The following is a 24511-nucleotide window of genomic DNA, read 5'->3' as shown; positions in this document are numbered from 1 at the left end:
ACTTATTTCGCTGGAATCGACTTCAGCAGCTCGGTTAGCAGCGTCCAGTAGTGGCCGACGCTTTCAATATGAACCTGCTCATCCGGGGAGTGCGGACCGGTGATAGTTGGCCCGATGGAAACCATGTCCATATCCGGATACGGTTTCTTGAACAGTCCACATTCCAGACCGGCGTGGATAATCTGGATGTTCGGCGTTTTGTTGAACAGACGCTGATAGGTTTCGCGAACCAGGTGCATAACCGGAGAGTTAGCATCCGGCTGCCAGCCAGGATACGCACCTTTGGCTTCGGTTTTGGCACCGGCGAGCTTGCCCAGTGAATCCAGCATGCTTACCACGTAGTCTTTACCGCTGTCGATCAGCGAGCGAACCAGGCAGTGGATCTGTACATTATCGTCAGTCATGGTCACGACACCGACGTTCAGGGAGGTTTCCACCACGCCTTTCGCCACGTCGGAATTGCGGATCACGCCGTTAGGGGTGGCGTTCAGCAGACGAACAAAGCTATCGCGAGACGGCGTGGTCAGGGCGGCTTTATCGTTGGCGACAGCATCCAGAAGCAGAGCCAGATTCTTCTCTTTGGCTTCCAGTTCGTTTTTCAGGATGTCCTGGTAAGTGTTAACCAGTGCTTTTAACGCATCAACTTTATCTGCGGCCACGGCGAGGGTCGCAAAGGCTTCACGCGGAATCGCGTTACGCAGCGTGCCGCCGTTGAAATCGACCAGACGCAGATCCAGCTCTTCAGCGTGACCCGCCAGGAAGCGTACCAGCAGCTTGTTAGCGTTACCGAGACCAACGTGGATTTCACCGCCGGAGTGACCGCCTTTCAGACCTTTTAAGGTCAGCTTAAAGCTCTGGAAACCAGCCGGAACCGCCTCACGGGACAGCGGCAGGTTTGAGGTAAAGTCGATACCCCCTGCGCAACCCATGTAGATCTCACCTTCTTCTTCAGAGTCGGTGTTGATCAGGATATCTGCCTGCAGCCAGTTTGCCTGCAAACCGAACGCGCCATCCATACCCGCTTCTTCGGTCATGGTCAGCAACACTTCCAGCGGACCGTGTACCACATTGTCATCCGCCAGTACGGCCAGCGCGGACGCCATACCGATGCCGTTATCCGCACCCAGCGTGGTGCCACGGGCTTTCACCCATTCGCCATCAATATAAGGCTGGATAGGATCTTTGGTGAAGTCGTGCACGGTGTCGTTGTTTTTCTGCGGAACCATATCCAGGTGCGCCTGCAGAACGACCGGTTTGCGGTTTTCCATGCCTGCAGTGGCAGGTTTGCGAATCAGGATATTACCGACCTGGTCGCGCTCGACGTGAAAACCTTTCTCCTTGGCCCAGCTCAGAATGTGTTCAGCGAGCTGCTCTTCATGGTAGGACGGGTGAGGAATAGAACAGATTTTGGCAAAAATATCCCACAGCGGTTGCGGGGATAACTGAGACAGTTCAGACACGTTGAGTCTCCTTGGCGGTGTCCTACAAAACTTGCTTGCAGTCCACGGGGTTAGCTGAATTAAAAACACCACAAGTCAGGCTTGCGCGATGCGATTGAGAATACCACTTTCTCCGCCGACGGCTAGCATAAAGCATGCAAAAAGAGGCGCGGATTCCGCGAAACACTGGTTTTTAGTGCGTCAGATCTCTATAATCTCGCGCAACCTGATTCACCCTCAATTATTAATTAGCCGTAGATACACAGGCTGGGACACTTCACATGAGCGAAAAATACGTCGTCACCTGGGACATGTTGCAGATCCATGCACGTAAACTGGCAAGCCGCTTGATGCCTTCTGAACAATGGAAAGGCATTATTGCCGTTAGCCGTGGTGGTCTGGTGCCTGGCGCATTGCTGGCGCGTGAATTGGGTATTCGTCATGTCGATACCGTATGCATCTCCAGCTACGATCACGACAACCAGCGCGAGCTGAAAGTGCTTAAGCGTGCTGAAGGCGACGGTGAAGGTTTTATCGTCATCGACGACCTGGTTGACACCGGCGGCACCGCGGTTGCGATCCGCGAAATGTATCCTAAAGCGCATTTCGTCACTATTTTCGCTAAGCCGGCAGGTCGTCCGCTGGTAAATGATTATATTGTTGATATCCCTCAGGATACCTGGATTGAGCAGCCTTGGGATATGGGCGTAGTGTTTGTCCCGCCGATCTCTGGTCGCTAATCAACAGCGCTTTCAACGCCTGGCTATGCCGGGCGTTGTTCTTTATTAATCCCCATCAGGTTACACTATGCCTTAATGAGTATTCATGGAGGCTGCAAGAATGTCACAAGCTAACCTCAGCGAAGTCCTGTTCAAACCCCGCTTCAAACACCCTGAAACGTCTACGCTGGTTCGTCGTTTTAATCACGGCGCGCAGCCGTCCGTACAATCTGCCCTGGATGGCAAAACAATCCCGCACTGGTATCGCATGGTGAATCGTCTGATGTGGATCTGGCGCGGCATCGATCCGCGTGAAATCCTCGAAGTACAGGCGCGTATCGTGATGAGCGAAGCCGAACGTACGGATAAAGAGCTCTACGATACGGTCATTGGCTATCGTGGCGGGAACTGGATCTATGAGTGGGCAAAGCAGGCGATGGAATGGCAACAGAAAGCGTCTATGGAGGAGGATCCGCAGTTAAGCGGACGCCACTGGCTGCATGCCTCTACGCTGTACAACATTGCCGCTTATCCGCATCTGAAAGGCGATGAGCTGGCAGAGCAGGCGCAGGCTCTGGCTAATCGCGCCTATGAAGAAGCCGCTCAACGGCTGCCGGGCACGCTGCGTGAGATGGAATTTGCGGTCGCTGGCGGCGCGCCGATAACCGGCTTCCTGCATATGCCAAAAGGCGATGGTCCGTTCCCGACGGTACTGATGTGCGGCGGTCTCGATTCCATGCAAACGGACTACTACACGCTGTATGAGCGCTACTTTGCTCCGCGCGGTATTGCCATGTTGACGCTGGATATGCCGTCGGTCGGATTCTCATCAAAATGGAAACTGACTCAGGATTCCAGCCTGCTGCATCAGCATGTATTAAAGGCGCTGCCTAATGTCCCGTGGGTGGATCACACCCGCGTGGCGGCCTTCGGTTTCCGTTTTGGCGCTAACGTAGCGGTACGCCTGGCGTATCTGGAGTCGTCACGGCTGAAGGCGGTGGCCTGCCTGGGACCGGTTGTGCATGCGCTGCTGAGTGACCCGCAGCGTCAGGCAAGCGTCCCGGAAATGTATCTTGACGTTCTGGCCAGCCGCCTGGGGATGCACGACGCTTCCGATGAAGCGCTGCGCGTAGAGCTTAATCGCTATTCATTAAAAGTGCAGGGACTGCTCGGTCGACGCTGCCCGACGCCAATGCTGTCGGGCTTCTGGAAAAACGACCCATTTAGCCCCGAAGAGGAGTCGCGTTTAATCACCTCGTCATCTTCTGACGGTAAGCTGCTGGAGATTCCATTCAACCCGGTGTATCGCAATTTTGACAAAGGACTGCAAGAAATAACTAAGTGGATCAATCAGAGATTGTGTTAAAAGTTTGCTAAATTTTATCGATTTGGTAAAACAGGGGCTTCACCTAAGGAGATCGTAATGACGTTACCGAGTGGGCATCCGAAAAGTAGATTGATCAAGAAATTCACCGCGCTTGGCCCGTACATCCGGGAAGGGCAGTGCGAAGATAATCGCTTTTTTTTCGATTGTTTGGCTGTTTGCGTCAACGTGAACCCCGCCCCTGAGAAACGCGAGTTCTGGGGCTGGTGGATGGAGCTTGAGGCGCAGGAAAAACGCTTTACCTACAGCTATCAGTTTGGTTTGTTTGATAAAGATGGCAACTGGACGGCGGTGCCGGTGAAAGAGACTGAAGTGGTAGAGCGACTGGAATACACCTTACGTGAGTTTCATGAAAAATTACGTGGGTTGTTAACGTCGCTGGATTTGGCGCTGGAGCCTGCTGACGATTTTAAAGATGAGCCGGTTAAATTAACCGCATAATGAACAGTAAAATGCCGGATGGCGGCGCAACCCCATCCGGCATTTTTTATCCTAAATCAGAACTGATAAACCATACCGACAGCAACGATATCATCGTCGTTGATGCCCAGTTTATTGTCGCTATCCAGCTGGTTGATTTTATAATCGACAAACGCGGACATATTTTTGTTGAAATAATACGTGGCGCCAACGTCGATATAATTCACCAGATCCTCATTGCCGACGCCTTCAATATCTTTACCTTTTGACAGCACATAACCCAGTGACGGACGCAGACCAAAGTCAAATTGGTATTGAACAACCGCTTCGAAGTTCTGCGTTTTATTGGCGAAGCCACCGGAAATCGGCGTCATATTGCGCGTTTCAGAATAGAACGTCGCAATATAGATATCGTTAGCATCATATTTTAAACCCGTTGCCCAGGCTTCTGCTTTATCGCCCGTACCGCGAGTTTGCAGATTCTGCTGATTGGTACGATCGGAGTTGGTATAAGCGCCGCTTACGGCGAAATCGCTACCGCCAAAGTCATAGGTAACGGATGTACCAAAACCATCGCCGTTCTGTTTTTTCACATCGCGGTCCTGGTTTTTACCCTGATATTGCAGGGTGAGATCCAGGCCATCCACGACGCCGAAGAAGTCGGTGTTACGGTAAGTCGCCAGGCCGCTGGCGCGTTTGGTCATAAAGTTATCGGTCTGTGCAGAAGAATCGCCGCCGAACTCCGGGAACATATCAGTCCACGCTTCTACATCGTACAGCGCGCCCAGGTTACGACCATAATCAAACGAGCCAAGATTTTTTAATTTCAGACCGGCAAAGGCCAGACGTGTTTTTTGCTGGTTGGAATCACTTTCAGCTTTATTGCCTGCGAACTCTGCTTCCCAGCGACCATAACCCGTCAGTTCATCATTAATTTGCGTTTCGCCCTTAAAGCCTAAACGGATATAGCTTTGGTCGCCGTCCTTGCTGTCATAATCCGTCATGTAATGCATGGCTTTAACTTTGCCATACAGATCCAGTTTATTACCGTTCTTGTTATACACTTCAGCTGCCTGTACGGATGCCGACGCCACAATCCCCATCACCACTAATGCCAGAGTGCTCTTTTTCATTTTCATTCCTGATTAAAAGTACGCGCTAATATTCACTGGGTGTGATCCCCGTTAAAAGACAGGAAGGTTTTTAACGTCTGGCAATGAACGTTTTATGACAAAGTAAGAATATTTTTAAAAAAGCGTGTTTTTATGTTTCTGTAATAAATGCGTCAAAATCTGCCGCTACGCTTGCTGATCCTGCGCAATAAAATTTCATGCTTTGTGCGCTGGCTGTTGGCAACCGGGGCCAGTCCTGCTAAAACGTTCGTTTGATATCATTTTCCCCAATTTTGAATGGCAGAGAATCATGAGTGACAGCCAGACGCTGGTGGTAAAACTTGGCACCAGTGTGTTAACGGGCGGATCGCGCCGCCTGAACCGCGCCCATATCGTAGAACTGGTTCGCCAGTGCGCGCAGCTTCATGCCGCAGGGCATCGTATTGTTATCGTTACCTCAGGCGCGATCGCCGCCGGGCGTGAGCATCTTGGTTACCCTGAGCTTCCGGCGACGATAGCCTCGAAACAGCTGTTGGCAGCGGTAGGGCAGAGCCGATTGATTCAACTGTGGGAACAGCTGTTCTCTATTTACGGTATCCATATCGGGCAGATGCTGCTGACGCGTGCGGATATGGAAGACCGTGAGCGCTTCCTCAATGCCCGCGATACGTTACGCGCGCTGCTGGACAACAACATCGTTCCTGTCATCAATGAGAATGACGCGGTGGCGACCGCCGAAATTAAAGTCGGCGATAATGACAATCTCTCGGCGCTGGCGGCAATTCTGGCCGGAGCCGATAAGCTACTGTTGCTGACCGATCAGCAAGGACTTTTCACCGCCGATCCGCGCACCAATCCGCAGGCGGAGCTGATCAAAGACGTTCACGGTATTGACGATGCGTTGCGCGCCATTGCCGGCGACAGCGTTTCTGGCCTGGGAACAGGCGGTATGGGCACAAAATTGCAGGCCGCTGATGTCGCGTGCCGCGCTGGGATCGACACCATTATTGCCGCAGGCAGCAAACCGGGCGTGATTGGCGATGTGATGGAAGGCGTTTCCGTTGGAACGCGTTTTCATGCTCAGGCCTCTCCACTGGAAAACCGTAAACGCTGGATTTTCGGCGCGCCGCCTGCCGGGGAAATTACCGTCGATGAGGGCGCGACCGCAGCGATTCTGGAACGTGGCAGTTCATTACTGCCAAAAGGCATTAAAAGCGTGACAGGCAACTTTTCTCGTGGTGAAGTGATTCGTATCTGCAATCTCGAAGGGCGCGATATCGCCCACGGCGTGACCCGCTATAACAGCGACGCGCTCCGCCGTATTGCCGGACACCACTCACAGCAGATTGACACCATCCTCGGCTATGAATACGGCCCGGTTGCTGTCCATCGCGACGACATGATTACCCGTTAAGGAACAGGCATATGCTGGAACAAATGGGCATTGCTGCCAAAGCTGCGTCATACAAGCTGGCGCTGCTCTCCAGCCGCGAAAAAAATCGCGTGCTGGAAAAAATAGCCGATGAGCTGGAAGCGCAAAGGGAAAGTATCCTTAGCGCTAACAAGCAGGATGTAGAACAGGCGCGTGAAAATGGTCTGAGCGAAGCAATGCTCGACCGCCTGGCATTGACCCCTGCGCGCCTGAAAGCGATTGCTGACGACGTGCGTCAGGTGTGTAATCTTGCTGACCCTGTCGGGCAGGTGATTGACGGGGGCCTGCTGGATAGCGGACTGCGTCTTGAGCGTCGTCGCGTCCCGTTGGGCGTGATTGGCGTGATTTATGAAGCGCGTCCTAACGTTACCGTTGATGTTGCCTCCCTGTGCCTGAAAACCGGTAATGCGGCGATCCTGCGCGGCGGGAAAGAGACTTACCGGACTAACGCTGCGACCGTGGCGGTGATCCAAAAGGCGCTGGAAGCCTGCGGTTTACCCGCAGCAGCGGTGCAGTCAATCGACAATCCGGATCGCGCGCTGGTCGCTGAAATGCTGCGTATGGATAAGTACATCGATATGCTGATCCCGCGCGGTGGCGCGGGCCTGCACAAGCTGTGTCGTGAGCAGTCGACTATCCCGGTCATCACCGGCGGCATTGGCGTGTGTCATATTTATGTGGATGATTCTGCTGAAATCGCGCCAGCGCTGAAGATTATCGTCAATGCCAAAACCCAGCGTCCGAGCACCTGCAATACCGTGGAGACCTTGCTGGTGCATCAGGATATCGCTGAGCGTTTCCTGCCTGCGTTAAGCGACAAGATGGCGAAAAGCGGTGTTACGCTGCACGGCGACGAAATCGTGATGCAGGTACTGCATGGCCCGGCCAAACTGGTGCCGCTGAAACCGGAAGAGCTCGATAACGAGTTTCTGTCTTTGGATCTGAATGTTGTGGTGGTCGAAAATATGGATGGCGCTATCGCGCACATTCGCGAACATGGCACCCAGCACTCCGACGCTATCCTGACGCGCACGCTCAGCAACGCCAACCGTTTCGTGAATGAAGTTGATTCTTCTGCCGTATACGTGAATGCTTCCACCCGTTTTACCGATGGCGCCCAGTTTGGACTGGGGGCTGAAGTGGCGGTGAGTACGCAAAAACTGCACGCGCGTGGCCCAATGGGACTGGAAGCACTGACCACATATAAGTGGATTGGCTTCGGAGATGATACCATTCGCGCGTAATTGAAACCGGGTGATGCAAAACAGGCGTTTGATTCGCAAGGCCAGTAATGCATCGCCCGGTTTGTTTTAACCTTCTTCGCCATACCCGCGTTCGTTTCAGCTCTGCGTTTTTAATCATCCGCAGCAGACTATATTTATTCATATTCTCGTTTGTGCCAGAAAAGTAAGCCAGCACAGAATTTTCCCTGTCTGGAATGAATTTTCCTGGTCTGCGGTTCACGTATTGTTCCCAACGCTTGTTCTATTAGAATCAGTTTCATTTTTATGAGGAGTTGTTGCGTGAAATCGGATATTCACAAACTTAGTATTCCTGTTGTGCCGCTCGGCAATCCGTTCCCACCCCGCCATTGTTCGCTGTGTCCAAAGGGAACGGCTATTGATCGTGATAATGAGTACAAGTTAATAGACAAAAGAAGGAAGTTTAAAGCAGGTGAGATTCTCGCTCGGCAGGATGAAGCCGCAGAGATGCTTTTTGTGATTCATGAGGGGTATTGCAAGTCCAGCGTGGAATGTGGCGATAACGTTTTTATCAGCCGCTTTTATGTTCCAGGGGATATCATGGCGCTGGATGCTGTCGAAGGGAGAACGTATCTGACCACCATCAGGGCTGCAACGACTGCGGAAGTTTGCCATATCGACATCGCGCGGTTGTTCAAGGTCGCAGAGAAGGATCCTTCAGTTGCCGCAGCAGTCATCAAGTTTCTGTGCAGAGATAATGGGTTCATTGTTGAGAAATTGCGGCGTTATGCGAATAAACACGCGGAGGCCAGAATCGCCGCTTTCCTGGTGGAGTTTTACGAGATGCATTTGCGTATTGGCAGACCGGAAACGACGCTTCGATTGCCTTTTTCCCGGGAAGAAATTGCCAATTATCTCGATCTTAAAATTGAAACCGTCAGCCGTTCATTAAAATCACTCGAACAACAAGATTTGATTACCTTACATCGTGTACGTACGGTAACACTTAATAGTTATCTCGGTTTGAAAAGCTTCATCTAATTCTCGCTTTTATGAATATGATTTTTTTCTTGCAATACCAGGAATATTCTTTTTATATGGAAAATTCCTGGTTTTATTTGTGTGAAATAATTATCAATTCGAGTATTAATCCTCCAGATTTTTGCTTTGTTTATAAGAATATTCCCCTTCAAACGAAAGTTTCATGAGAATTTTCTTGTGAAGATGAAAATTTATCAAAGTTGTAACAAATAGTCAGCATTTTAGAAAAGATATAAATATTTTAATTATCTTTATGTTTTGTAAGGATTTTATTAGGGTTTTATTTGTATGACCTTTTTGATATTTATCAAAAACATAAAAAAGATGAATTGTTTGGTTCGACTTATTTGTGTGGTTAATAATTCTGTAATGCGGCTTATTTTGAGTAAATATATCTTGGGAAAGTTCCTGGAAGACTATTTGTGTAAGAAAATTCTTAGTCTTTTGTAATTTCTGCGTTTCAGGGTTTGTTGAGATGTTACTTAATTCAAATGATAATTTTTTTGCGCGGCAATTCTGGCTCGCAATTAATGGAACCGCTGGAGTGACTTAATAATAAGACTCGGTGGTGAGTTTGTTCTTAGGAGAAGATAAAAATGAAAAAACTATTATTAGTAACCTCTCTGGCTTCTGTATTTGTTGCGGCAAATGCAATGGCAGATGTTACTGCTTCTGCAACTGCCTCGTGGGATGCGACGGCAACAAAAGATACCACCAGCATGTTGGTTGTCACCCCGCTAAACTCTTTGACTTTCCAGTATGCTGAAGGACTGAATGCCTTCAACTCTCAGGACGGTGCTTTTGATGTGACTATTCAGGGCCAGGAGACGGCAACTGATTTTGAGCTGACTGCGCAGATCATTAGCAACACTCTGACCAACGCCAGTGGTGATGCATCTACCCTGAACGTAGGAGTGGCATGGAATGGCACCGCGCTGACTAATTCTTCAGATACTGTCCTGGTCAACTCCAGCTCAACTTCTGGTCTTGAAAGCCTGATGGCTGATGGCGCTTATAACGGTGCTGCTCGTGTCAGCGATCAATCCAACTTCAAATTCACCATCGCGTCAGCGACTTCTGATGGTACCCAGGCAGTAACGGATTACTCTGCCCTGCCAGACGGCTATTGGACTGGTGATGTAAAAGTACAGTTCAATGCAACCTGGACGACTACCTAAGTAATAAAAAATTCGGGAGAATTTTATCTCCCGAATTTATCAGGAATGGTGTCATGAAAAAATATTTACCGACAGCGATGTTGGTAGGGTTAGTAGTATCTTTTCCCGGATGGGCAATTAATGTTGGTGAAATTACATCGATAATGACTTCTGCTGAGAGTTCATTATCGAAAGAAATTACCAATACGACTGATGCGGCGCGTTATGTCAGTGTTTCGGTAAAACAATTGTCATCACCTTTAGCTGGCGGAGTCGAAATAAAGCCTGTTAATTCCGGAGAGTTACTTTCTACACCTGCCAACCTTATTCTTCCTGGTCAGGCGAAGGATGTATTTCGCTTTTTCTATAAAGGACCTGCAGATGATGTTGAGCGTTATTATCGTCTGCAATGGATTGATGAACCGGTTACCGAGAGCGCGGAAACCCGGGCCAATAAAATGGCGGTTGCAACAGCGTCGGCTGAAATTGGAACTATTTTGGTGGTTGCGCCGAGAAAGGAGCGTTTTGAATATAGCCGGAATGGCGATGTTATTACCAATACTGGCAATGTTTCGTTTCGAGTGATCGCCTATGGCACGTGTAAAGAGAAGGCCCACGATCGAGGACGAGGCTGTCGCGAACGTTATTACATTATGCCAGGTACGAAAATAAAATTACAGTTTACCGATATTAATAATAGCCGTTCACGGATCGGTATCTGGCACGGTAAGCAGTTTATTACAGTGAAGTGATGGTCGATTGCAGCCATCTGTACGGGATAAATAAAATACCGGAATGTAAGGATGCATATGACAACAAAAAACATTGTCGGCGGTAGCTTTTGCCTTTTTCTTGCGCTGACACCAGGATTTTCACATGCAGCCCCAGTAAAAGTGGGTAATTACGTTATTCCCAGCGCTTTCGCCCGTTCACTGGAGCAGGGAATGACGGTACCGGTATATATTCGCTACAACGAGACTGACGAGAAAAGTCAGCAAAAAATTGCCGATGCGGTAATTTCGCTTGTTGATGGCAATATTACCGTTAAATCCCTGACGCTTACTGAATTGCCTAATAATGCCGTGTTATCTGGAAAAACCCGCGCATTGGTGGAAAAAATTCGTGATGTGAAGTTTCACGATAATACCAATATCGAGCTATCGGCTAATGCACGCCTGCAGCTTAACGTCTCTTCATTTCATCTGGAGATGATTGTTAGTAAAGATGCGCTAACTGAAGCGATTGTCGCACGCAGCAGTCTGCTTGGGCCTTCCAGTGTTGAGACGCTCTCCAATGTCCTGAATTATAACTTTGGTACCTACTACAACGATTATCACAACGGCAGCAGTACTCGCAGCTATCTGACGGTAGACAATACAACATCGCTGCGTGAGCACCATATCAACATTAACGGTTCGTTTTACGGTATAGGCGACAGCAATGGCACCAGCAAACTCTATCGGGCGATGTATGAACGCGATTATAACGGGTATCGACTGGCGCTCGGGATGCTTGATACCTGGAATGTCCAGTCTATTGCCAGTCTGAATGCGCTGAACGGCGGTAAAATTTACGGTGTGAGCTATGGAAATAAAGGAAGTACGGTTGTTGAAAACACCGCGCTTTCGCTCACGCCGATTACCGTATTTTTGCCAGCCGCTGGCGAGGTTCATGTCTTTCGTGACGGGCGATTGCTCAGCGTACAGAACTTTAATATGGGCAGCTATGAAATTGATACCAGTCGTTTCCCGTATGGAGTTTATGACGTCACGGTAGATATCGTGGTCAATGGCCGGACAATTAATAGTCGTATCAGCAGGGTAAATAAAATCTTTGCCCGCCAACAAGGAGCCGGAATTGATCAGCTCTCGTGGCAGTTTTTTGGCGGCTCACTGGATTATGATCGTGTGAGCTATAAGCGAAACCATTATCAGGATTTGGGCAGCGAGCAGACATGGATTGCTGGCGGGGCCGCATCGGTAACGCTGGCGGTATTGTCGGGACTGGGCCTGAAATCCACGCTCTACGGTTTTGACAACAATGCGGTTAATGAAACGGATGTCACGCTCAATGTGAATGAATACGTAAGCATTGGCACTCAGACGCTGGTGGCGAACGATTCGTCATGGCGAAACATCAGTAACATTAATCTCAATGTGCCTGAGGGGTATGGCTCTCTCTGGGCATCGCGTGAAGACAGTAAAATTGGCGATCGTTTGCCCGTGCAGGAACGTGACAATTATTCCATTGGCGGCACGCTGAATATCGGAAAGTTTATTCCTCATGGCGGTTCGCTCACCGTTAGCCAGACGGAGAATCGCTATTCAGGCAATAAATACCGTAACCTGGACTACAGCACGACCCTTTATTCAGGCAGATATGCCTCGGTTGGACTGCGTGCCGGGATCCAGCGTTATTACTACAACAACCGAAATGACGATGGGCGACAGGAACGTTATGTCAGCCTGGATTTATCATTGCCGTTGGCTTCCTGGTTGAGCATGGGGGTCTCCCGGGATCGCTATGGCAGCACCCAAGGGAATCTCAGCGCGCGTAAGCAGTATACTGAAGGCCCCATTAAATCAGTCGGCCTGGCGGCGTCAACCCGTCTGAGTGGTGAACAATATTATGACAACAACTATTCGATAAACGGCAATTTGAGTTATGACACGAAATATAACGCCGGTACCGTATCGGTCACGCGTTCCGCGGATAACTCCACCAATATGAACTTCTCTTCTCAAGGCTCTCTGGCGTGGGCTGGGAAAGACTTCGGTCTGAGTAAAGAGAGGCAACGGTCAGGTGTCATCGTGAAAACAGATTTGACCGGTGAGGGGAAACTGGCGGCGAAGATTAACAATCGTAATTATCTTCTCAGCGGTAAATCAAATTTCATTGCACTGCCGCCCTATGCCCAGTACAAGCTGGAAATCCTCAATGATAAAAACTCTGAGGACAGCTTCGATATTGTTTCAGGACGCAAGCAGGAACTGACGCTATATCCGGGTAACGTTGGTGTTATTAACCCTGAAGTGAAAAGCATGGTCACCGTGTTTGGGCGTATTCGTTACCCTGATGGGCAGTTAGCTGCAAATACCGATATTCATAACCACATCGGGAAAACACGTACCGATGAAAAGGGTGAGTTTGCTATCGATATTGATAAAAAATATCCGGTCATCACGCTAATTTCAGCCAATGGCAGCGTTTGTGAAGCCGATCTCGATCTGGAAAAAGCACGCGGCGCGGCGTGGGTGGGTGAGGTGAAATGCGCAACGCAAACCACTATGGCACAGAGGTAATAAAATGAAAGTATTAAATAAGTTGGCTATTTTAATCTGTGCTGTCGGAAGCTTTACGCCTTTGCCTGTTTTAGCTTTGAAGGCCTCCTCGTCCGGCTCAGTCAGCAATAATTATTTGTTTATTGAAAATGCTATCGATGGTGAATATTTTATTACCCCATCGGCACTTGATCCGCGCTTCAGCGGGTCAAATACGTGGATAAAATACGGTACCTCGCAGGTCAGTCTCGGATATTTAGGTTTTGTGGGCTGGACTGCACCCGGAAATTATTATCAGGATATGTGGATTGATAATTCCCCGATTAATGGGCCTTTCCGGGGAATACGTTGTTATAGTGGAACCCAGTGTCCATCGACCGGGTTTATTGCCGGGCAAGGAACTGACAATAACGGGTTTTATCATGCACAGGTGGGATCTGTCGCAGGCGTTGTTGGCGGAGCCTACGGATTCGCCTCTCTGACGGATACTGCCTATGAGTATTTTCGCAATGTGTCTACCGGTAGCAGCGAAACCTACGTATTCAACCGCTGTTATACGTCTGTAAATTATGATTATTCTTCCGGACAGCGTTGCAAAGACCAGTCGACCGGATCATGGAATTACGTTAATTATACGTTGACCAAACGCGGGCATCTGTCGCTTGAATCGACTAATGCGTTTCAGGAACTTTGGGTTGCCAGCGACGGAACGCCGAGCATCACCAAAGACTCTGGTTATTGTGAGCTTGGCGTGGTGGGCGGCACAGACGGTGTGATTTGCAAGATGGTGAGTTATAACCTGCAACAAACGGCTAATCTGACCGCCTCTCTGACGTTTCGCGCTTATGTTGACACAGCGATGCTTGGTTTTACGCCCGGAGCGGCCACCGTGAGATACTCCGGAAATGGCTCAAACTGGTATAACTATGGTTCTTCAACAGCGTATTACAACGTTTTCACCACGTCCGGGGAGTATATTTATATTTTTCTGTCGAAAGTATTTCTGAAAAATCTCGTCGATTCAGGGATCAGTATTACTAACAGTCAGCCGTTTACTTTCGGTTTTTATAATGGCTTAACACCAGAGTCAGGGCACTACCAGTTTACCCCTTCGTTACAGCTCAATATTGTGCCGAAGGAGTATGGAATCAGTATTGTCTCTTCGGACAACACAGCTTCTGCGAGCGGCAGTGGCACGATTGGCGATGCCGCTCCTATAGAAATGGATTACACCGTAACCGTCTCAGGCCCTCGTCAGGCCGATAGCATTACCGCCCAGGTTATCGGGGATAGTACAACGATCAATAGTGTGCCTTATTGCCTGTTTACCTCTACGCAAGGCGGGCTATCCGTCCCAATCCCCGCCTTTCTGCAGTACAACAGCCAGTCGGGGGGCGTAATGCAGAAACGAAATAGCTGCAGTGAAGCACCAATCAGCATGAGCGATGCGCAGTGGCAACAGACGCCCTGGGATGCAAATAACAATGACGATGGAAGCTATTATACGACTGATTTGAAGTTGCTTTTCCCCATGAATGATTCACGTTCGCTGTTAACCGTTTCCGGAGCAGACTGGGAAGGTGTCGTCAGCGCCAGCGGAGAGATAAAAGTGACGGCGAATTGGGTGGGCGTCACGCCATGAATCGCTACCATTTCGCACTTAGATGGGCATTTGTCTTTTTTTGTGGGCTGACTGCATGCTCTGCACAGGCTGTCTACCTGGAGTCGACCATCTATGAGATGCCATCGGATAAATCATTTATCAGTAAGCGAATCTATAACGATAGCCACAAACAGAATTTGTACAGTATTAGCGCCGTAAAAATTGATAAGCCGGGGCCGGGAGGTGAAAACAGAAGCGCCATTGCTGAAGGCGAACTTCTGTTTACACCGCTGAATTTCTCACTGGCACCGCAGGCGAGTGAGTTTTTTAAGATTTTCTACCGTGGACCGCAGGATGATAAGGAACGTTATTATAGAATTCTGTTTCGTGAAATGCCGATCACGCTGTTTACCGAGCGTAATCAAGGAAAAGGCGGACAGGCTCTCCCGGTGATCGCTATGGACACTATACTGGTTGTTCGCCCGAGAAAAATAAATCTGACCTACACCATTGATGAGGCTAACGGAACGCTGAAAAACACCGGGAATACTTTTTTTAAAATCATCGTACACCAGGGGTGCAACTCAACCGATGATGAAGCCACCATGCGTTATGTGTTGCCGGGGGAAACCTGGCGTAGTAGCCAACTAAAAACACAAAACAGAAAATTTATAGTTGCCTTGCAGAAATACCTACCCGTGGGGCAGGGGTGCTTCAAACTCAATCGTGAGTAAGTATTGAATCTGATCGGATATGTCATGATGAGATATTGAATCTATACTGTATGTATCTTTATAAAATACAGTCATAAGCTCAGAGTAGATGAAATTTTGGCCATCCGAACTCAATATTACGGTATTTAAGAGTCAGGTTGTATGAAAAGTATAATTAATGATCAGGTTGAGTACGATTCCACCAGGAAAAGCCTGAAACAGCGTGATATCAAAGATTCGTCGTGCGGCTATCGTCAAAAAAAGAAATGATAATGTTCCTGATGATATTACTGAGTAGCTCATGTTAGGCCAGTTTTTTTTCTAATGAAATGTGATCCATATCGCTGGAAATGGTTATGGGATAAGAAAATTATAACATGTGCTCATGGTTTTTCTGGCAGAATGTTTTTTTTAGTTACATATGTTGTCGTTTTTAGATTTTATGCTTTTATATTTTAACTCGCTGCGACGGTGAGTGGGTTTGTTTGTACTGCTTAGGAATTTGGAATATTCCTTTTTTAATATTTAAAATGACCTTGCTATTTGACGGGGATACTCATATGGACAGTTATGATTATAAATTCCTAACCTGCATGAGATGACTTATGGAAAAAGTTAACTCACGCGCTGCCTTATAATTATTGGAGGTTGAAGGTGTTGTACATGCTCTCGTGTATAAAACGAGGGACCTGCTATGCCATAAATTAAAGTTGGTGATAACTATGAATGTGAAAAAAGCTTTTCTTCTCAGTTATGATATTTTCCTTTTCTCAGGGTTAAAAGCGTCTTTGCCAAATTTAGTACTGGTTGATGCGCGCACATATATTTCTGGAGCGCAACCCGTCATACCACAATATCCATCCTGTGTGTTGGTTATTGATAATCGACTGCCATTATTCCTGGTCAGGAAGTGGCTCCAGAGAAATAGTGCACAGTTCATTAATATGAGCTGTATTGTTCTTCGGATGAGTGAAAACCAGGCTGTTAATCGAGGGTATGAAGAGTTTGTTTTTATTAATGGATGGGAATTATCAGAGAAGGTGATCTCTCAGTTAAAAGATTATTTATTGGCACCTGGTGAGATAGCCGAAATTAACAGAGGTTCACCACTATTTACTTTTTATTTAACCGAGTTTGAGGAAGAAATGTTGTATGCTTCTTTCACTAAAGAAAGATTGCACGATTTTTGTATTGCCAACTCGCTGACAATTAAGTCAGTATATCGATATCGGGAAAAAATTACCACTCGGCTCGGATTTTCTCATTTCAATGAAACAATCATTTTTTTAACCAGGAATAATTTCTTGCGTGAAGACAGTTCACCGCTAAGAAATACAGCGGAGAATATGATTTATGATGAGGTGTATGATGTTTCAGATACTAGCCGACTGAGCATGGCAATAAGGAATGAAGAAATCATTCCTTATTTTCAACCCATAGTAAATACCAGTGGTGATGTTTGCGGCGTTGAGGTTTTGGCTCGTTGGCCACAGGGGCATAACTACGCTATTTCTCAGCGTGAGTTTATTCCATTGGCAGAAAAAAGTGGGTTGATTAATGAGTTGACCAGCTATTTAATGACCATCGTTGCGCGTGATTTCGTCGGCGGAGGTTTAGGGATCAACAACACTTTATTTGTCTCATTTAATGTCAGCCCATCAGGTTTAAGTAACCCTGTCTTTTATTGGGAATGCCTTAACTTTATGGAAATGACGCAAAAATTACCCATAAAACTGATGATAGAAATAACTGAAAATCAGACGCTTACAATCACTCCAGCAATCAAAGAGCTTATTCGTTCATTACGAAACAGAGGCGTTCTGTTTGCTTTAGATGATTTTGGGACCGGTTACGCTAACCTCTGTTATCTCAATGAGTTAGACCTGGATGTAATCAAGATTGATAAAACATTCATTAAGGCTATTAAAGAGGTTGAGCAACATATTCCTATGCTTGAGTCAATTATTCATCTTTCCGGGCTTTTAGGGCTACGCGTAGTGGCGGAGGGCGTTGAACATGATTTTCAACAGCAATGGCTGGGAAAACAGAGAGTTGATTACCTGCAAGGCTATCAATTTCTACCGCCAGTGACATTTAGTGATTTTATCCGGTATTACAAGCACTCTGTTAGTTTGTATGAACCTGTATCTGGTTCAACTTTCTCAACCTAGATCTCAAGAAGGTTTGCTGTTCTGAGCGATGCATCGTTTGTTTGTTTGTTTATCCTAAAAGGGTTATTCATAACTATATTAATGTTCAATACAAAAGTTTTGAGGTTAGCCCTTCGCCATGCGTACATTTCTGACAAAAGTAAGAGTATGGTTTCCGCCACCGCTCATCTTAGTATTATGTCTTGTCATGGATGCGTTGACGGCGACCCCGCGTTTTACGTTCGGCGCTGTGAATATCGTCGTAAGCCTATTGTTGGCCTGTGTTAGTCTGGCGGTTGCACTGCATACTGTGTGGCAGATGAGGATGAAACGCACGACGCTGAACCCGCTTCATACGGAAAGAACGACCACGCTTGTTACCGAAGGTTGTTACGCCTGGAGCCGCAACCCTATTTACCTTGGAATGAGCGGAATCCAGTTGGCCTTCGCTTTCTACGTCGGCAGCCTCGCCGGGATACTGGCTGTACCATTATTTATGCTGGTGATAGCGAGATTGCATATCGATTTTGAAGAAGAACAGCTGCGAAAACATTTCGGGCAGGAATGGGAACGCTATGAGCAACGGGTTCGTCGTTGGTTATAGAAATGTCTGATGCAATAACGCGCTATCGCGAACACGGAAAGCGCTGAGCGCGTTCCGCCGTAGCTGGTGATGACACGATTCGTGCGTAATTGAATCCGGGTGATGCAAAAATAGGCGTTTGATTCACAAGGCCATTGACGCATCGCCCGGTTAGTTTTAACCTTCTACCCCGTGTTCACATTCGTGGACATGTCCTTTTCAGGGCCGATATAGCTCAGTTGGTAGAGCAGCGCATTCGTAATGCGAAGGTCGGAGGTTCGACTCCTCTTATCGGCACCATTTCAAGCCAGGACGTCCTCCGGCCTTTAAGAAAACCACGTTTCTCCTCTCGCGCCGCACGCATACTTTTCGACTCGGGGTAAAGATTTGAACTGCTTTTGGGTTCTATGACTGTCGAGTTCACACCGATAACAGAATTGCCGGATAAAAAGTCTTTCAGGCTACGTTCGCGTAATAGATAAACGCGAGCTTGTTGCCGTCCGGATCGCGTACGTAGGCGCTGTAAAATCCCTGACCATACTGCGGCCTGTGACCCGGCGCGCCTTCATCTGTACCGCCCAGACTGAGTGCGAGGGTGTGTAACTGCTCAATATGCTCGACGGAACGTGCATTCAGCGCCACCATCGTGCCATTACCAACGCTGGCAGGTTGTCGATCGAAGGGGCTGCCGATGCACAGCCCAACGGTGTGGTTGCCGTTGAATGTTCCCCACGACGCACCTTCTTCATTACGCCCGGCCTGCGGTTGCCCAAGCAGTTCCATTAGCGGATCGTAAAACTGAATGGCGCGCGGGAGATTGTTGGTACCTAACATAATGTAAGAAAACATACTGTCCCTCATATTCATGATGCCAGGAGGCTCAGTGGTTATCCCGTCTTGGTAACATAGATGGGATAACCTGTTGGCATGTTCAGAATGATTCGCGTAACAGCCAGGGACTGTCGACCAAAACTTTCTCCCGGTGGCTGTCGCCGTTGATAATGTGCAACGTACTTAAACGCCCAATCTCATAATGCGGTAACTGGACTGTGGAAAGCGGGGGTAAGAACAAATTTCCGATCCCAACGAGATTATCATACCCAAGAACAGCAATGTCCTGTGGGATGCGAATCCCCTGTGTTAACAGCGTTTGATATACCATAAATGCGATACGGTCATTGCCACAAATTACCGAATCAAATTGCGGTATCCCCCGATCAATATATCTCAGCAAAATGTCCGGAATATCACGATAGTGTTCATCGCCATATTGCATATAACAGTGTTCGAGCGCGTCAGGATTAATATTGGCTTCACGGCAGGCGCGATCGAGCCCCTGACGGCGGCGTCGCGTCGCCAGATGGTTGACAGGTAAATGCAGGCAAAGAGGGCGACGGTATCCCGCTGCTAATAGCGCCTGCACTGCCGTATATTGCCCTTGTTCATCATTGGGAATATAGCTGGCAACTGCTTCTCCCTTGTTCTCGCAGTTGGCCAGAACGCAAGGGTGCTTCAGTAGCCTGGAAGGGACGTTCACCTCACGCAATCCCATCGTGGTGAAAATGATCCCTCCGGGTCGGTGTGCGAGCAGCAGATCGACAATATCGTCAGGATTATCATCGGCAAACATGTTAACCACGAAGCTATTCCAGCCGTACGCGCGCGCGGTTTCCTCGATAGACAACGTAATGTCGACTGAAAAAGGGGTTGTGACGGTATCCAACGCGAGCACGCCAATCGTTTTATTTCTGGAACCGACACGACGAACCTGCCGGGCAGAGAGGTCCGGTACATAATTGAGCTGTAAAATAGCCTCCTGTACCCGGGACAGGGTTTCAGGCTTCACACGTTTCGGATCGTTCAGCACCCGAGACACGGTCATTAGCGATACATTGGCCAGTCTGGCCACATCTTTTAAAGATGCCATAGTCTTCCATTAAAGAAACTAACTACCCAATCCAGATATTGTACGCAATCCATCTATTAACGGGTTGTGAACAAAGACAAATATTTATTCCAGACATCGAACCCCGATGAATGGCAAGCGACGATAAAAAATGTGATCTTGATCCGAGCACAAAAATGTTAACGTTAACTTTTGTGATTAACATCGATTATCGCGTCAAAATCAAGTGTACCGGCAAAATGTTAACGTTACCATCTCAGTATGTCATTTCCCTGAGATTACGTAGATGAATAAAAGATCTTCTCGCAGCTATCTGCTGCTCAGCGCGCTGCTGTTCTTTTTCTTTGTGACCTGGTCCTCATCAAGTTCACTTCTCTCTATTTGGCTTCATCAGGAAGTGGGACTAAAAGCGTCGGAAACCGGAATTATCTTTTCCGTGCTATCCGTCTCGGCACTCTTCGCTCAGGTTTGTTATGGCTTTGTTCAGGACCGACTTGGCTTGCGTAAACATCTGTTGTGGTGCATCACCGCGCTTTTGATCCTTTCCGGACCCGCTTATTTGTTATTTAGCTATTTGCTGAGTATTAATATCTTGCTGGGAAGTGTTTTCGGTGGTTTGTTTATCGGTCTGACATTTAACGGCGGTATCGGCGTTTTGGAGTCCTACACCGAGCGCGTTGCGCGTCAGAGTACCTTTGAGTTTGGTCGGGCACGTATGTGGGGGTCTCTGGGCTGGGCTGTGGCTACCTTTTTTGCCGGGCTACTGTTTAACATTAACCCTGACCTTAATTTCCTGGTGGCTTCTTGCTCCGGGATTATCTTCTTCTGTCTGTTGGCCCGTTTAAAAGTTGCGGCTCCGGCAAGCATGGAAAAACTCGAAATCGGCGCTAAAAAAGTCTCTCTGGAAGATGCGCTGAATTTGCTTACTCTGCCACGTTTTTGGGCGTTGATATTCTTCGTGGTCGGCACCTGTATATACGGCGTTTACGATCAGCAATTTCCGGTCTATTTCTCTTCACAGTTCCCGTCATTAAGAGAAGGGAATGAGATGTTTGGCTATTTAAACTCTTTCCAGGTTTTTCTGGAGGCGGCAGGCATGTTTTGTGCGCCCTGGTTGGTTAATCGCATTGGCGCTAAAAATGGTCTGATATTCGCCGGAATGGTGATGGCGATGCGTATGATCGCTTCCGGGCTGGTGGAAGGGCCGCTGCTTATTTCCATTACTAAATTACTTCACGCTGTTGAACTACCGATATTGTTAGTCGCTATTTTTAAATACAACAGTCTGAATTTCGACAAACGTCTGTCCTCCACGATTTATCTGGTGGGATTCGCCTGCACCAGTTCCATTATTGGCACCGTTTTATCCCCGCTGGCAGGCTTTAGCTATGAGAAATTTGGCTTCGCCCAGTCCTATCTAATCATGGGCATTATGGTGTTCTGCACCACGTTCATTTCAATTTTCCTTTTGCGCTCAAATAAGTCTTCATCTGAGCCATCCTTTCTGCAGCAAAACGCTGTGTAATGTACTGAGAGTAAAGACGATGACATCCTTATTAGAACAAGCCGAACAGACGCTTGAAAAAGCACAATCCAGTATTAATCCGCGATGGTATCCACGGTATCACCTCGCTGCTCGCGCAGGCTGGATGAACGACCCTAACGGCCTGGTTTGGTTTGACGGTTGGTACCACGCGTTTTATCAACATCACCCTTATTCTCCTGAATGGGGGCCAATGCACTGGGGACATGCCCGCAGCAAAGATTTGGTGCACTGGGAGCATCTGCCAGTCGCGCTGGCGCCAGAAGGTCCGGCTGATGTGGATGGTTGTTTCTCCGGCTCCGCCGTGGTGGATGGCGATATGCTGGCGCTGATTTATACCGGACATAAATTTCACGGTTCGCCAGACACAGACGACAATCTCTACCAGGTGCAGTGTCTGGCCACCAGCCGTGACGGTATCCATTTTGAGCGACATGGGATGGTGATTGATACGCCCCCTGGACTGCATCATTTTCGTGACCCGAAGGTCTGGCGTGAAGGGAATTGCTGGTACATGGTGGTCGGTTCCCGAGTGGAGAATACGGGACAGGTGCGTCTGTATAGTTCATCCGATCTCCGCAAATGGCAAGACGAAGGGATATTCGCTGAGGCTGATGAGGGGAAGGGCTATATGTGGGAATGTCCTGATTTCTTTACTCTGGGAGGGAAGCGGATTCTGATGTTTTCTCCGCAAGGGATCGCGGCGAAAGGTTATCAGCATCGCAACCTTTTTCAGAGTGGCTATTTACTCGGGGAATGGCAGCCCGGTCAACAATTCACCCATGACGGACAATTCATTGAACTGGACCATGGTCACGACTTTTATGCTCCGCAAAGTTTTCTGACCCCGGATAATCGCCGCATTGTTATCGGTTGGTTGGATATGTGGGAATCACCGATGCCCGAACAGCAGGACGGCTGGGCAGGCATGCTGTCTCTCCCGCGCGAACTGAGCCTTGGTGATGATCATCGGGTGAGAATGAAACCCGCTGACGAAGTCTCTGAACTGCGTGGCAGCTATTATCCAACGCCTGCTTGTTGCCTGCGTAATCAGAAAGTCCTTATGACGGCTGATGCCGAAGCGGTCGAGGTGCAACTGCTATGGGATCTAAACGCCTCTACAGCGGAACAGTTTGGTATGGCATTAGGGGATGGGCTGAGAATTTACGTCGATAATCAGGCCCAACGTCTGATAGTGGAGCGTCGCTATCCAGAATATTCGCTGGAAGGAACTCGCAGTATTTCGTTGCCAGCAGACGGGGTACTGTCATTACGCATTTTTATCGACCGCTCATCAGTAGAGGTTTTTGTGAATGAGGGTGAGGCATGCTTAAGTAGCCGAATTTATCCTCACCCGGCGCAGCGCGATCTTTCGCTGTTTGCGAATCATGGTGTTGCCTCATTACAGGAAGCCGGATATTGGTCGTTAGAGTAATAATTTAGTCCTGATTCGCCTTACCTGTTACCTTGTGAGCTTTTATTTCTGCCAGTCTTAGGCTGGCATGTTATTGCCTGGAATAATGAGATAATGAAATGGATGAAATATTAATGCCTCACTATCGCGTTACCGCGATAAATATCAAAAGGTTCGTGTTAAAACAAAAAATACTGGCCTGTGTGATATCCTCAGTTACGGCATTCCCCGCTATCGCAGAGGATAATACCGAACAACCAGCTACCTATATCGGTAGTTATCAAAGCTATTTTTCTGATGAATATGATACGCCACAAGAGAATATTGGCCAGCTAACAAAAGGAGGTGAACAATCGACCAATAGCGTCACTGCTCCTCCTGTTACTACAGGGGCAGAAAATAAACTGGCAACTTCGTCGATGCCGACAGCCTCGCATCGAGAAAATGAAAATAAAACAACTGAGGTGAAAAAGAGTAATAATTTAGATAAGTCTGATGATGTCAGCGTGTTGCGTTTAAGACAGGAAGATCCTCCTGTTCACTGGGACAGTATTGGTCGTAATATGGAGGCTGGTGGCCTGCATGGAAACATCAGCACTCAGATAGAAATTGATGATGTTCGTTGGAGTGATAATAAGAAAAATAGCGGAAAATTTAAACTCGCCACCATTCAGGCTTTTTTAAGACATGATGAGTTACCAAACTGGTACTTTGGCTTCTGGAATGCCCGCGAGGATAGCTATAAAGGACAATTTAGTAATCAGGATTACAAAGGCACAAATACGATCAATGAGTTTTTTGTCGGCCATATTTTTGAAACCTGGCGCGGTAATATCGGTACGGAGGTCATGGTTGGTTCGGAAACAGCAACTAAACGTTGGAAAAACAGGTACAAAATCTGGCAAGACCTGCGACTAACCAACAAATGGAGCCTGGCCGGTTACGCCTATGGCGAATATCAGCCGCAGGGTAATGAACCGGGAAATGGCGATCTTGAACAGTACATTTTTGAAATTGAACCCGCCATTCAATACCGTGTGAATCCCGATCTCGGCCTGTATTTGCGGCCTTATTATTACTATAACCGTCAGGAACGTGAGAGCTGGGGCGACATTGTTGAAGAAGAATGGAAGATGACGGCTGGACTCTGGCGAAACTGGTATCCTTTGTTAACCTCCCTGTATTTAGGTTTCGGCCAGGACAAAATAGATAATGCCAGCAATGCCAAAGAAGTTTTCTATGATGGTCGTTATAAATTCATTGGTGGCACAATTAGTTATCCAGTTTTTGGTGAAGTTAGATTATATGGTGAGTTCAAAGCACAATTCACGAAAGAAACCGGGCTCTGGACTTCTAGCGGCCATTCGTGGAATCCCTTTACCGTGGTTGGCGTGAATTATAACTTCTGATAT

Annotated in this window: 20 protein-coding genes and 1 tRNA gene; 17 read left to right on the top strand and 4 right to left on the bottom strand. The window is 47.9% G+C overall.

Annotation, left to right across the window (positions count from 1 at the left end; genetic code table 11):
- Positions 1-2: 2 nt before the first annotated feature.
- The gene (pepD, locus tag AC534G_RS19955) at positions 3-1460 is read right to left on the bottom strand and encodes a cytosol nonspecific dipeptidase (RefSeq protein WP_110498697.1); all 1458 of its coding nucleotides are present in this window, start codon (positions 1458-1460) and stop codon (positions 3-5) included.
- Between the two features lie 260 nt (positions 1461-1720).
- Here pepD and gpt point away from each other — a divergent pair, with 260 nt between their 5' ends.
- The 3 genes from gpt to crl all read left to right on the top strand — a co-directional run bounded on the left by gpt (position 1721) and on the right by crl (position 3983).
- The gene (gene gpt, locus AC534G_RS19950) at positions 1721-2179 is read left to right on the top strand and encodes a xanthine phosphoribosyltransferase (RefSeq protein ID WP_038637683.1); all 459 of its coding nucleotides are present in this window, start codon (positions 1721-1723) and stop codon (positions 2177-2179) included.
- A gap of 100 nt (positions 2180-2279) precedes the next feature.
- On the top strand, positions 2280-3524 hold the full coding sequence (gene frsA, locus AC534G_RS19945) for an esterase FrsA (protein WP_038637686.1): 1245 nt from the start codon (positions 2280-2282) through the stop codon (positions 3522-3524).
- Between the two features lie 57 nt (positions 3525-3581).
- Positions 3582-3983: a sigma factor-binding protein Crl gene (gene crl, locus AC534G_RS19940; RefSeq protein ID WP_110498696.1), complete on the top strand. Its 402-nt coding sequence runs from the start codon at positions 3582-3584 to the stop codon at positions 3981-3983.
- Positions 3984-4039: 56 nt separating this feature from the next.
- Here crl and phoE read toward each other — a convergent pair whose 3' ends face one another.
- Complete coding sequence (phoE, locus tag AC534G_RS19935) at positions 4040-5095, bottom strand: phosphoporin PhoE (RefSeq protein ID WP_042310379.1); 1056 nt, start codon at positions 5093-5095, stop codon at positions 4040-4042.
- Between the two features lie 289 nt (positions 5096-5384).
- Here phoE and proB point away from each other — a divergent pair, with 289 nt between their 5' ends.
- The 11 genes from proB to AC534G_RS19880 all read left to right on the top strand — a co-directional run bounded on the left by proB (position 5385) and on the right by AC534G_RS19880 (position 18536).
- Positions 5385-6488 carry a glutamate 5-kinase gene (gene proB, locus AC534G_RS19930; protein ID WP_003031373.1) on the top strand — a complete coding sequence of 368 codons (1104 nt, stop codon included), beginning with the start codon at positions 5385-5387 and terminating at the stop codon, positions 6486-6488.
- 11 nt (positions 6489-6499) lie between these two features.
- Complete coding sequence (gene proA / locus AC534G_RS19925) at positions 6500-7750, top strand: glutamate-5-semialdehyde dehydrogenase (protein WP_110498694.1); 1251 nt, start codon at positions 6500-6502, stop codon at positions 7748-7750.
- Positions 7751-8029: 279 nt separating this feature from the next.
- Complete coding sequence (locus AC534G_RS19920; RefSeq protein ID WP_038637701.1) at positions 8030-8749, top strand: Crp/Fnr family transcriptional regulator; 720 nt, start codon at positions 8030-8032, stop codon at positions 8747-8749.
- A gap of 596 nt (positions 8750-9345) precedes the next feature.
- On the top strand, positions 9346-9927 hold the full coding sequence (gene ecpA / locus AC534G_RS19915) for a common pilus major fimbrillin subunit EcpA (RefSeq protein WP_110498693.1): 582 nt from the start codon (positions 9346-9348) through the stop codon (positions 9925-9927).
- Between the two features lie 53 nt (positions 9928-9980).
- Positions 9981-10658, top strand: a complete 678-nt coding sequence (locus AC534G_RS19910) for an EcpB family pilus assembly chaperone (RefSeq protein ID WP_110498692.1) — start codon at positions 9981-9983, stop codon at positions 10656-10658.
- A 57-nt stretch (positions 10659-10715) separates the two neighbouring features.
- The gene (locus AC534G_RS19905; RefSeq protein ID WP_110498851.1) at positions 10716-13208 is read left to right on the top strand and encodes a CS1-pili formation C-terminal domain-containing protein; all 2493 of its coding nucleotides are present in this window, start codon (positions 10716-10718) and stop codon (positions 13206-13208) included.
- A 4-nt stretch (positions 13209-13212) separates the two neighbouring features.
- Positions 13213-14829 carry a fimbrial adhesin EcpD family protein gene (locus AC534G_RS19900; protein WP_069323875.1) on the top strand — a complete coding sequence of 539 codons (1617 nt, stop codon included), beginning with the start codon at positions 13213-13215 and terminating at the stop codon, positions 14827-14829.
- On the top strand, positions 14826-15524 hold the full coding sequence (locus AC534G_RS19895; protein WP_038637713.1) for an EcpB family pilus assembly chaperone: 699 nt from the start codon (positions 14826-14828) through the stop codon (positions 15522-15524). Before AC534G_RS19900 ends, AC534G_RS19895 begins: the two co-directional genes overlap by 4 nt.
- Before the next feature lie 701 nt (positions 15525-16225).
- On the top strand, positions 16226-17674 hold the full coding sequence (locus tag AC534G_RS19890) for an EAL domain-containing protein (RefSeq protein WP_110498691.1): 1449 nt from the start codon (positions 16226-16228) through the stop codon (positions 17672-17674).
- A gap of 118 nt (positions 17675-17792) precedes the next feature.
- Positions 17793-18257, top strand: a complete 465-nt coding sequence (locus AC534G_RS19885; protein ID WP_110498690.1) for a methyltransferase family protein — start codon at positions 17793-17795, stop codon at positions 18255-18257.
- 203 nt (positions 18258-18460) lie between these two features.
- A tRNA-Thr gene (locus AC534G_RS19880) sits at positions 18461-18536 on the top strand.
- A 156-nt stretch (positions 18537-18692) separates the two neighbouring features.
- On the opposite strand, the gene AC534G_RS19875 is transcribed toward AC534G_RS19880, so the two are convergent.
- Positions 18693-19085 carry a VOC family protein gene (locus AC534G_RS19875; RefSeq protein ID WP_110498689.1) on the bottom strand — a complete coding sequence of 131 codons (393 nt, stop codon included), beginning with the start codon at positions 19083-19085 and terminating at the stop codon, positions 18693-18695.
- Between the two features lie 82 nt (positions 19086-19167).
- Complete coding sequence (locus AC534G_RS19870; protein WP_110498688.1) at positions 19168-20163, bottom strand: LacI family DNA-binding transcriptional regulator; 996 nt, start codon at positions 20161-20163, stop codon at positions 19168-19170.
- A gap of 265 nt (positions 20164-20428) precedes the next feature.
- Between AC534G_RS19870 and AC534G_RS19865 the strand changes: the two genes are divergently transcribed.
- The 3 genes from AC534G_RS19865 (at position 20429) to AC534G_RS19855 (ending at position 24508) form a co-directional block, all read left to right on the top strand.
- Positions 20429-21667 carry an MFS transporter gene (locus tag AC534G_RS19865; protein WP_110498687.1) on the top strand — a complete coding sequence of 413 codons (1239 nt, stop codon included), beginning with the start codon at positions 20429-20431 and terminating at the stop codon, positions 21665-21667.
- A gap of 19 nt (positions 21668-21686) precedes the next feature.
- Positions 21687-23120, top strand: a complete 1434-nt coding sequence (locus tag AC534G_RS19860) for a glycoside hydrolase family 32 protein (protein WP_110498686.1) — start codon at positions 21687-21689, stop codon at positions 23118-23120.
- 98 nt (positions 23121-23218) lie between these two features.
- A complete protein-coding gene (locus tag AC534G_RS19855) occupies positions 23219-24508 on the top strand; it encodes an OmpG porin family protein (protein ID WP_110498685.1) in 1290 nt (429 codons plus the stop codon).
- Positions 24509-24511 lie beyond the last annotated feature (3 nt).

This window comes from Citrobacter sp. CRE-46, assembly GCF_059615875.1.
The sequence above is the reverse complement of the archived record's forward strand: the minus strand, read 5'-3'. Positions and strand labels throughout refer to the sequence as shown.

What these genes read in the sequence shown, in the direction of transcription:
- AC534G_RS19900 (WP_069323875.1), top strand. Translation starts at nt 13,213, where the DNA reads ATGAAAGTATTAAATAAGTTGGCTATTTTAATCTGTGCTGTCGGAAGC.
- AC534G_RS19860 (WP_110498686.1), top strand. Translation starts at nt 21,687, where the DNA reads ATGACATCCTTATTAGAACAAGCCGAACAGACGCTTGAAAAAGCACAA.
- AC534G_RS19870 (WP_110498688.1), bottom strand. Translation starts at nt 20,163, where the DNA reads ATGGCATCTTTAAAAGATGTGGCCAGACTGGCCAATGTATCGCTAATG.
- crl (WP_110498696.1), top strand. Translation starts at nt 3,582, where the DNA reads ATGACGTTACCGAGTGGGCATCCGAAAAGTAGATTGATCAAGAAATTC.
- phoE (WP_042310379.1), bottom strand. Translation starts at nt 5,095, where the DNA reads ATGAAAAAGAGCACTCTGGCATTAGTGGTGATGGGGATTGTGGCGTCG.
- proA (WP_110498694.1), top strand. Translation starts at nt 6,500, where the DNA reads ATGCTGGAACAAATGGGCATTGCTGCCAAAGCTGCGTCATACAAGCTG.
- AC534G_RS19875 (WP_110498689.1), bottom strand. Translation starts at nt 19,085, where the DNA reads ATGTTTTCTTACATTATGTTAGGTACCAACAATCTCCCGCGCGCCATT.
- AC534G_RS19895 (WP_038637713.1), top strand. Translation starts at nt 14,826, where the DNA reads ATGAATCGCTACCATTTCGCACTTAGATGGGCATTTGTCTTTTTTTGT.
- AC534G_RS19865 (WP_110498687.1), top strand. Translation starts at nt 20,429, where the DNA reads ATGAATAAAAGATCTTCTCGCAGCTATCTGCTGCTCAGCGCGCTGCTG.
- gpt (WP_038637683.1), top strand. Translation starts at nt 1,721, where the DNA reads ATGAGCGAAAAATACGTCGTCACCTGGGACATGTTGCAGATCCATGCA.
- ecpA (WP_110498693.1), top strand. Translation starts at nt 9,346, where the DNA reads ATGAAAAAACTATTATTAGTAACCTCTCTGGCTTCTGTATTTGTTGCG.
- proB (WP_003031373.1), top strand. Translation starts at nt 5,385, where the DNA reads ATGAGTGACAGCCAGACGCTGGTGGTAAAACTTGGCACCAGTGTGTTA.
- AC534G_RS19910 (WP_110498692.1), top strand. Translation starts at nt 9,981, where the DNA reads ATGAAAAAATATTTACCGACAGCGATGTTGGTAGGGTTAGTAGTATCT.
- AC534G_RS19890 (WP_110498691.1), top strand. Translation starts at nt 16,226, where the DNA reads ATGAATGTGAAAAAAGCTTTTCTTCTCAGTTATGATATTTTCCTTTTC.
- AC534G_RS19855 (WP_110498685.1), top strand. Translation starts at nt 23,219, where the DNA reads ATGGATGAAATATTAATGCCTCACTATCGCGTTACCGCGATAAATATC.
- AC534G_RS19905 (WP_110498851.1), top strand. Translation starts at nt 10,716, where the DNA reads ATGACAACAAAAAACATTGTCGGCGGTAGCTTTTGCCTTTTTCTTGCG.
- AC534G_RS19885 (WP_110498690.1), top strand. Translation starts at nt 17,793, where the DNA reads ATGCGTACATTTCTGACAAAAGTAAGAGTATGGTTTCCGCCACCGCTC.
- frsA (WP_038637686.1), top strand. Translation starts at nt 2,280, where the DNA reads ATGTCACAAGCTAACCTCAGCGAAGTCCTGTTCAAACCCCGCTTCAAA.